The organism is Mesorhizobium sp. M5C.F.Ca.IN.020.32.2.1 (assembly GCF_004023105.1).
Lineage (GTDB): Bacteria > Pseudomonadota > Alphaproteobacteria > Rhizobiales > Rhizobiaceae > Mesorhizobium > Mesorhizobium wenxiniae.
Genome location: NZ_RZSX01000239.1, coordinates 1 through 7,609, shown reverse-complemented (window position 1 = coordinate 7,609; position 7,609 = coordinate 1). Strand labels below are relative to the sequence as shown.

Below are 7,609 nucleotides of genomic sequence, written 5' to 3'. Positions count from 1 at the left end.
CACTAAATATAGTGTTAACAGACAATTTATTCCAGTCCGACATTTTTCCCTTTCGTCCCCCAAAAACCCCAAACCCCCAACGCATCCGCCGGCCTCATAGACAGGCGGAAATGCGGCCAAAACGCACATAGTCCGGGAAAAAGACCGGGCTCAGAACTTTCCGGTCGCACTCTCAACAGGAGCGCATGGCCCATAAAAGGCGACTCGTTTTGCGCCGTCAAGGATTCGTTTGCGTAGCTTTTGTGACCCCAACATCTTGTGTGTCGCATATGTGGATAACGGGGATAGAAGTGGCGCGGAGGATTTCGATTTTGACCGACGTCCAAGCCATCGACCGTGATGACAACGCACGCCAAAGCTGTGGTGGTCAAATCGATTCTCTTCGCCAAAGAGCATCGCCGGTGATCGGCAGGGGCGCAGCTTTGGCCGGTGCGCCTAGTCTTGCTCAGGAAAACTGGTGCGGGTCGGCGCAGAAATAGGCGATGATCTGACCAAGGTCCGGCTCGTTGACCATGCGCACGGCCTCGGCGGGGCTGACCCATTTGCGGATGCGCGACCGCTTTTCCTTCCACCGGTCGGCGATCTTGTCGACCTGCAGCGGAAATACCAGAACTTCGCAAGGCACTTCCTCGCCGGAAGCCAATGCCTTGGCATAGAAGTAGCGGCCGGCTTCATGGTGGGAGATCGTGCCGCGCAGTCCGGCTTCCTCGCCGGCCTCGCGCGCCGCCGCTTCGCAAAGCAGCTCCTTGGCCTCAGGCCAGCCCTTGGGAAGCACCCAGCGACCGGTATCGCGGCTGGTGATCAGCATGATCTCGACGCCATGCCCGGTATCGCGCCAGGGCAATGCTGCAACCTGCAGGCGGCACGGCGCTGTGCCGAAGAGCCGCTGAACCCTTTCGGCCAAATGGTTGTGCGTTGCTGGCCTCGTCAACATCGGAGAAGCTTGCCCCAGCCTCCAGAATCATCTGCCGTCTCGCGAATCTTACGGCTAATCATGAGCAATAAAAGTAAAAAACCTCATACGGACTGGTTAACCACACCAACAGGCGTCCATTCAGGAAATATCGTGCGCCGCGGCACTCTTTCAAGAAGTGCTCGCCGGCAAGCAATGCTCGCCGGCATGTGCCGGGAGAAAAAGCAGTTGCCGCGAATCAGCCGACGTGATCGTCGGCGATCGGCTTCTGGTAGGTGAAGCCCATGTCCCACGGAAAATAGATCCAGGTGTCCTGGCTGACCTCGGTGACGAAGGTGTCGACCAGCGGCCTCCCTTTCGGCTTGGCGTAAACGGTGGCGAAATGCGCCTTGGGCATCATGGCGCGCACGATGCCTGCGGTCTTGCCGGTATCGGTTAGGTCGTCGATGATCAGCACGCCGGCGCCGTCATCGGCGAGCAGTGCCGGCGTGACCTCCTTCAGCACCTGCAGCTGCCCCTGGCTGGCGTAGTCGTGATAGGAGGCGACGCAAACCGTCTCGATGACGCGGATGCCGAGTTCACGCGAGATGATGGCGGCCGGAACCAAGCCGCCGCGCGTGATGCAGACGATCGCCTTCCACTGGCCTTTGTTGGCGCCGGCAAGCCGCCAGGCAAGCGCACGCGCGTCGCGGTGGAACTGATCCCAGGAGACGGGAAAGGCCTTTTCGGGAAGGGACATTTTTGCATGCACTCCGCAGCGCGCGAAAAACTGCGCGCAAACACTTGAAGGAATGCGCGCGGAATTAACTGGAAAGCCTTGGCCTTGGCAAGGGCGGCGGCAGGCGATCCCTGTGGACTCGCCCCTGTGGAGTTACCCTTGTGGACTTACCGTGACAGGAAAGCTGCCACCGGCAACGTGCGCAGCACGGTGCGCGTGACCCCGCCGAACAGAAGCTGGCGCAGCCAGGAATGGCTGTAGGCGCCGAGCACGAGCAGGTCGGCGCCGGTTTCGGCAACCCTGGTCTGGATCACGTCGTCGACCGAGTGGCCGCCCGATTGCAGCACCGAGACGCTGACGGTGGCGCCATGCCTGGACAGGGCGGCGGCGATTTCGGCGCCGGCCGCCTCCGGAGCCTCGTCGAGCGTATCCGGTGGGTCGATGACGACGATATCGGTCTTCTCGGCCTCGATGATGAAGGGCAGGGCGTCGAAGGCGGCGCGCGCGGCTTCCTTGCTGCCGTTCCAGGCGAGCAGCACATGCTTGAAGCTGGTCACGAGCGGGCCCGAATGCGGCACGACCAGCACCGGCCGGCCGGCGTCATAGACCAGCGTGTCGACATCGGCGCTCGGATCGCCGCCCGACTCGCGCTGCGCGGCGATGATGAGGTCTGCGGTGCGAACGGTTGGGATACCGGTCAGCGCGCTGTCTCCGGAAAAGCTCTCGAGGCTGCGCCACTCGAACGACAGGTCGGAATCCTCGACATGCCGGAGGAAAACCACCCGCAATTTCTCAGCACGCTCCTTGTTCATGTCGGCCGAAACCTGCAGGAACTCGGTGTCGGGAAAGCCGGTGGCCGAGGTGTAGGGGACGGGAAGCGCTTCGGCATGAATGCCGATCAGATGGCTCTGGAACCTGTCGGCAAGCGGAATGGCGCATTCGAGCACGCGCTCCGCGTCCTGTTCGTTCTGCAGTATGGCGACGATGGTTTTGAATCGCATGATAACCCCTCAGTTTACGGCGATCGAAACTCGCCCGCATGAAACGTTACTGCACCATGCTTGGTTCCGGCCCGGATCAGCTGGCCGCGCTGGCGAGGCCTGCGACCATCGCCTCGACATCGGCATGGGCGGCGTTCAGCGCTTCCTGGCTGCGGGCACGGACGACCAGCTCGGTCCAGAACTTGCCGTCGCCATATTTCGGGTAGGACCCGATGATCGTATCCGGATGCGCCTTCTGGATATCGCCGAGCGGTCCGCCGACCAGGCCTTCGCCGAACGGACAGTGCACCGTGGCCGAGAGCATTCTGGTGCCGGCCTTCAGCGTCGGCACCACATTGTCGAGCATCGCCTGGAAAATCGACGGCACGCCGGCCATGACATGGACGTTGCCGATGCGAAAGCCGGGCGCGATGGACACTGGATTGTCGATATGGTCGGCACCACGCGGCATCCGCGCCATGCGCTTGCGCGCCTCGGTGTATTCGATGCCGCGCGCGGCGTAGCTCGCTTCCAGCATCGCATAGGCCTTGGCGTCGTATTCGCAGGGCACGCCAAAGGCCTTGGCGATCGCGTCCGCGGTGATGTCGTCATGCGTGGGGCCGATGCCGCCGGTCGTGAAGACATAGGTGTAGCGGGCACGTAGGGCGTTCACCGCGGCGACGATCTCGTCGTCCTCGTCGGGAACGATGCGCACCTCCTTCAGGTCGATGCCGATCGCCGTCATGATGTCGGCGAGATGGCCGATATTCTTGTCCTTGGTGCGCCCGGACAGAATCTCATCACCGATGACGAGCATGGCGGCGGTGACGATTTCAGACATGGGAGCTCCGGCAAAAGGTCGCCTTAGGCAGACAGAGTCGCCTCGGGCAGACAGAGTCGCCTCGGGCAGACAGAGTCGCCTGGGCAGACAGGTCGCCTTAGGCAGGCAAGGGTCGCCTGAGATAGCGCGGCGGCTCGCCGGCGGCAATACGCCAGGATATTGGCGCCCACGGTGCGGCTCTTCCTTCCCCTTGTGGGAGAAAGTGGATTGGCGCGCAGCGCCAAGACGGGCGCTGGCTGGAACGCGGTCGGCACCAAGCTGGAACACCCCGACCTCGCGGAACTGTCCTCGGGCTTGCTAGAGGCAAGACCCCCTGGGCGAGGCCACATTCTCCCACAAGGGAGAAGGGAGAAGGTGCGGCGCCATAGGCGCTATTCCTTCACCGCACCGGTCATCGAGGACACGTAGTGCTCGACAAAGAATGAATAAAGCACGACCACCGGCAGGGAGCCGATCAGGGCTCCGGCCATCAGCGCTCCCCACTCATAGACGTCGGAACGGACAAGCTCCGTGAGCACCCCGACCGGCACAGTCTTGTTTTCGGACGACTGGATGAATGTCAGGGCATAGATGAATTCGTTCCATGACAGGGTGAATGCGAATATGCCGGCGGAAATCAGGCCGGGCACCGACAGCGGCAGCACGATCTTGGTGAGGATCTGCCACCGACTCGCCCCGTCGATGAGCGCGCATTCTTCCAGTTCGAACGGGATGGAGCGGAAGTAACCCATCAACAGCCACGTGCAGAAGGGTACTAGGAAGGTCGGGTAAGTAAGAATGAGCGCGAAGGGCGTGTCGTAAAGCCCAAGGTTGAACACCATCACCGACAGCGGGATGAACAGGATCGACGGCGGCACGAGATAGGCGAGGAAGATCGCGAGCCCGACCTGCCGCGCCCCCGAAAACCTCAGCCGTTCGATCGCATAGGCCGCGAACACCGCAGCCAGCAGCGACAGGAACGTCGCGGCGGTCGAGATGATGATCGTGTTGAGCAGCCAGCCCGGATAGGACGTGTCGAACAAGAGATAGCGGATGTGCTCGAATGTCGGATGCACGACCCAGAACGGATTGAAATTGGCGTAGTCGGTCATCTCGTGATTGGGCTTAATCGCCGTGATCGTCATCCAGTAGAACGGGAACAACAGCACGATGACGAACACCAGCAACGGCAGATAGACCGTCACCACGCGCCGCGGCAGGCTCTGAAGGTAGCCCATGCCGCCTTCGTCGAGTTCCTGACGATTCGTTTTTTTGATCGTGGCCATGTCAGTCTCCGCCGCCCTGCTGCCATTTGCGGCGTTGCAAGCCGAAATAGCTGAACAGGATCGCCGCAAGCAGGAACGGGATCATGGCGACAGCGATGGCGGCGCCCTCGCCAAGCTGGCCTCCCGAAATGCCGCGCTGAAACGACAATGTCGCCATCAGATGGGTGGCATTGACCGGTCCGCCGCGGGTCAGCACATAGATCAGCTGGAAATCGGTGAAGGTGAACAGCACAGAGAACGTCATGGTGATGGCGATGATCGGCGTCAGCAGCGGCAGCGTCACAAAACGGAACAATTGCCAGCGGCTGGCGCCGTCGAGCGTGGCGGCCTCGTAAAGCGACTGGGGAATCGTCTGCAAGCCGGCCAGCAGCGTGATGGCGACGAACGGAATGCCGCGCCAGACATTGGCCGCGATCACCGAAGCGCGCGCATTCTCCGGGTCGCCGAGGAAATTGATGCGATGGTCGATTAGGCCCGTTTCCATAAGCGCCCAGGACAGGATGGAGAACTGCGAATCGTATATCCACCAGAAGGCGATGGCCGACAGCACCGTCGGCACCACCCACGGCAGCAGGACGATCGCGCGGAAGAACGATTTGAAGGGAAGGTTCTGATTGAGGATAAGCGCCAGCCAGAGGCCGAGCGCGAACTTCAGGATCGAGGCGCTTATTGTGTAGAGCAAGGTGTTGAATACGGAGAGCCAGAAGACGGCGTCATCCGACAGATATTGGTAGTTTTCGATGCCGATGAAGATACCGGGGCGGCCGATGCGGGCATCCGTGAAGCCGAGCCAGATGCCGAGCCCCAGCGGATAGGTGAGGAAGACCAGCAGCAGCGCTGCCGCCGGCAGCATGAAGCCGAAGCCAAGCGCGTTCCGGCTGTCGGCCAGGAGCGACAGGCTCCGCGACAGGATCGACGGACGCGGCTGAACGGCAGCGGACGACACGGCCATGGGACGGCTCCTCATAAGGTCTGCTGGCATGATGGCCTGAGTGGCCGCCACACGATTTCAGGAACCAGACCGGGCAGCGCGGTCGCGGCTGCCCGGCTCGGCTGTGATCAAACGCGATAGTACCGGTTGGCGCGTTTCTCCGCCTCTTCCATCGCCTCCTGCGCCGTCGCCTGGCCCGTCACGGCCTTGGCGAACATGTCGACCAGGACATAATCGGCCATGGTCGCCGCCGAGGCGTAGCCGAGCGGCCCGGCATAGCCGTTGGGACGCAGCGTCGCCGAGGCCTTGGCGTAGGCGGCATTGTTCGGGTCGGCCGTCCATACCGGATTGTTGTCGAAGGCTTTGAGTGTCTGGCAGCAGTAGGCGGCCGAGGAGGTAATCCACTCCGCCATTTGCTGTTCCTCGAACATGAACTGCAGATAGGCCTTGGCTGCGTTGGGATAGGGCGTGTAGTCGAAGATCACTGCCGTGGTCACCTGGAACAGCTCGACCGATTTCCCGACGGGACCGATCGGCAGACTGGTCGTGCGCATGTCCTTGGCGATTTCAGTCAGTTTCGGATCATTGTCCTTGTTGGTCTTGGCCGTGTTATACACGGAAATGCCGTTGGCGATGACGCCCAGTTCGCCGGCCAGGAAGGCGCGGTTGTTGTTCACGTCGAGCCAGCTTTCGGTGCCGGGAATAAAGGTCTTGTAGAGCTCCTGCGCGTATTCGATCGCCTTGAGCGTCTCGGGGCTGTTGATGGTCACCTTTCCGCTCTCGTCGACCATCTGGCCGCCATGGCTCCAAAGCAGCCAGTGAGCATAGTTGTTGCCGTCGCCGACGCCATGGCCGTGCGTGAAGCCGGCCGGATGCCCCTTCGCCTGCAACGCCTTGCAAAGCTCGAGGAAGCCCGCCGTGTCCTTCGGAAATTCCGAGAAGCCAGCCTCCTTCACCCAGCTTTCCCGATAGACGATGGCATTGCCGATGGTGGCCAGAGGCAGGCCGAGGAATTTCCCCTCCCGCGTCGCATATTGCTTTGGCCCTTCGTGCCAGCCGCCGTATTTCGTGCCGAGATACTCACCCAGTTCCGTCACGTCGTGCAACTTGTCGGGGTATTGGTGCGGGTCGTCGAACCAGACCAACATCAGATCTGGACCGGAGCCGACATTGGCGGCAACCGCCGCCTTGGGGCGAATGTCCTCCCAGCTTTCCTTGTCGACACGGACCTCGACGCCTGTCGCCTCGGTGAACCGCTTGGTGTTAGCCAGCCATTGATCCTCATCACCCTGCACGAAGGGCGACCAACGCAGCATCCGCAGCTTTGCGCCGTCTTCGGGCTTGTATGTCAACCCCTCCTGGGCAAAGGCGGAAGAGCCGACGAACCGGCTTCCCAAGGCTCCCGCCGCCACGCCGGCGGTGGTGCGGATCACGTCACGTCTGGTGAATTTCATGCTCGTCTCCTCCTGTTTATTTCCTCGCGGTGGTTCTTACTGCCGGGTGCGCATTTCGAAGCGCTGCCCGGTTTCGCTATGAAAGAGGTGGATGAGGCCGGGCTCGGCAGTCAGCCGTACGGTCTCGCCCGGCGTGAAGGAATGGCGCTCCCGGAAATTGGCGACGATCTCTTCGCCGCCGGCCGTCCGGCCGATGAGCTGCACTTCCGACCCGGTCGGCTCGACCACCACGACGGTGACCGGAATGCCATCTTCGTCGGACAGCCGCAGATGCTCGGGTCGTATCCCCAGCACCACCTGTTCGCCGCTGCCGATCGAAGGTACTGCGGCCAGCGGCAGGGAAATCCCCCCGGAGCCGCGAAAAGACGATGAGCCGCCATCAGTTGCGATTTCGCCCCTCAGCATGTTCATGGCGGGCGAGCCGATGAAGCTGGCGACGAAGAGATTGTTCGGCCGGTCGTAGAGTTCCAATGGCGGCCCGATCTGCTCAACGAGGCCGTCATGCAT

8 protein-coding genes are annotated in these 7,609 nt (G+C 61.9%); all 8 read right to left on the bottom strand.

Annotated features, from left to right (window positions below; genetic code table 11):
• Window positions 1-445: 445 nt before the first annotated feature.
• Entirely contained in the window at window positions 446-934 is a 489-nt protein-coding gene (locus EOA86_RS14205; protein WP_029353721.1) for an NUDIX hydrolase, read from the bottom strand.
• A gap of 217 nt (window positions 935-1,151) precedes the next feature.
• The gene (gene gpt / locus EOA86_RS14200; protein ID WP_029353723.1) at window positions 1,152-1,652 is read right to left on the bottom strand and encodes a xanthine phosphoribosyltransferase; all 501 of its coding nucleotides are present in this window, start codon (window positions 1,650-1,652) and stop codon (window positions 1,152-1,154) included.
• 146 nt (window positions 1,653-1,798) lie between these two features.
• Window positions 1,799-2,632: a universal stress protein gene (locus tag EOA86_RS14195; RefSeq protein WP_128342218.1), complete on the bottom strand. Its 834-nt coding sequence runs from the start codon at window positions 2,630-2,632 to the stop codon at window positions 1,799-1,801.
• Window positions 2,633-2,708: 76 nt separating this feature from the next.
• Window positions 2,709-3,452, bottom strand: a complete 744-nt coding sequence (locus EOA86_RS14190) for a competence/damage-inducible protein A (protein WP_128342216.1) — start codon at window positions 3,450-3,452, stop codon at window positions 2,709-2,711.
• A gap of 371 nt (window positions 3,453-3,823) precedes the next feature.
• Window positions 3,824-4,717, bottom strand: a complete 894-nt coding sequence (locus EOA86_RS14185; protein WP_128342214.1) for a carbohydrate ABC transporter permease — start codon at window positions 4,715-4,717, stop codon at window positions 3,824-3,826.
• A gap of 1 nt (window position 4,718) precedes the next feature.
• Complete coding sequence (locus EOA86_RS14180; protein WP_128342212.1) at window positions 4,719-5,669, bottom strand: sugar ABC transporter permease; 951 nt, start codon at window positions 5,667-5,669, stop codon at window positions 4,719-4,721.
• 107 nt (window positions 5,670-5,776) lie between these two features.
• Window positions 5,777-7,102, bottom strand: a complete 1,326-nt coding sequence (locus EOA86_RS14175; RefSeq protein ID WP_127212478.1) for an ABC transporter substrate-binding protein — start codon at window positions 7,100-7,102, stop codon at window positions 5,777-5,779.
• A 36-nt stretch (window positions 7,103-7,138) separates the two neighbouring features.
• Window positions 7,139-7,609: TOBE domain-containing protein (locus EOA86_RS14170; protein ID WP_128342211.1), on the bottom strand; the 471-nt coding region annotated here is incomplete at its 5' end.

What these genes read in the sequence shown, in the direction of transcription:
- EOA86_RS14205 (WP_029353721.1), bottom strand. Translation starts at nt 934, where the DNA reads ATGTTGACGAGGCCAGCAACGCACAACCATTTGGCCGAAAGGGTTCAG.
- gpt (WP_029353723.1), bottom strand. Translation starts at nt 1,652, where the DNA reads ATGTCCCTTCCCGAAAAGGCCTTTCCCGTCTCCTGGGATCAGTTCCAC.
- EOA86_RS14195 (WP_128342218.1), bottom strand. Translation starts at nt 2,632, where the DNA reads ATGCGATTCAAAACCATCGTCGCCATACTGCAGAACGAACAGGACGCG.
- EOA86_RS14190 (WP_128342216.1), bottom strand. Translation starts at nt 3,452, where the DNA reads ATGTCTGAAATCGTCACCGCCGCCATGCTCGTCATCGGTGATGAGATT.
- EOA86_RS14185 (WP_128342214.1), bottom strand. Translation starts at nt 4,717, where the DNA reads ATGGCCACGATCAAAAAAACGAATCGTCAGGAACTCGACGAAGGCGGC.
- EOA86_RS14180 (WP_128342212.1), bottom strand. Translation starts at nt 5,669, where the DNA reads ATGGCCGTGTCGTCCGCTGCCGTTCAGCCGCGTCCGTCGATCCTGTCG.
- EOA86_RS14175 (WP_127212478.1), bottom strand. Translation starts at nt 7,102, where the DNA reads ATGAAATTCACCAGACGTGACGTGATCCGCACCACCGCCGGCGTGGCG.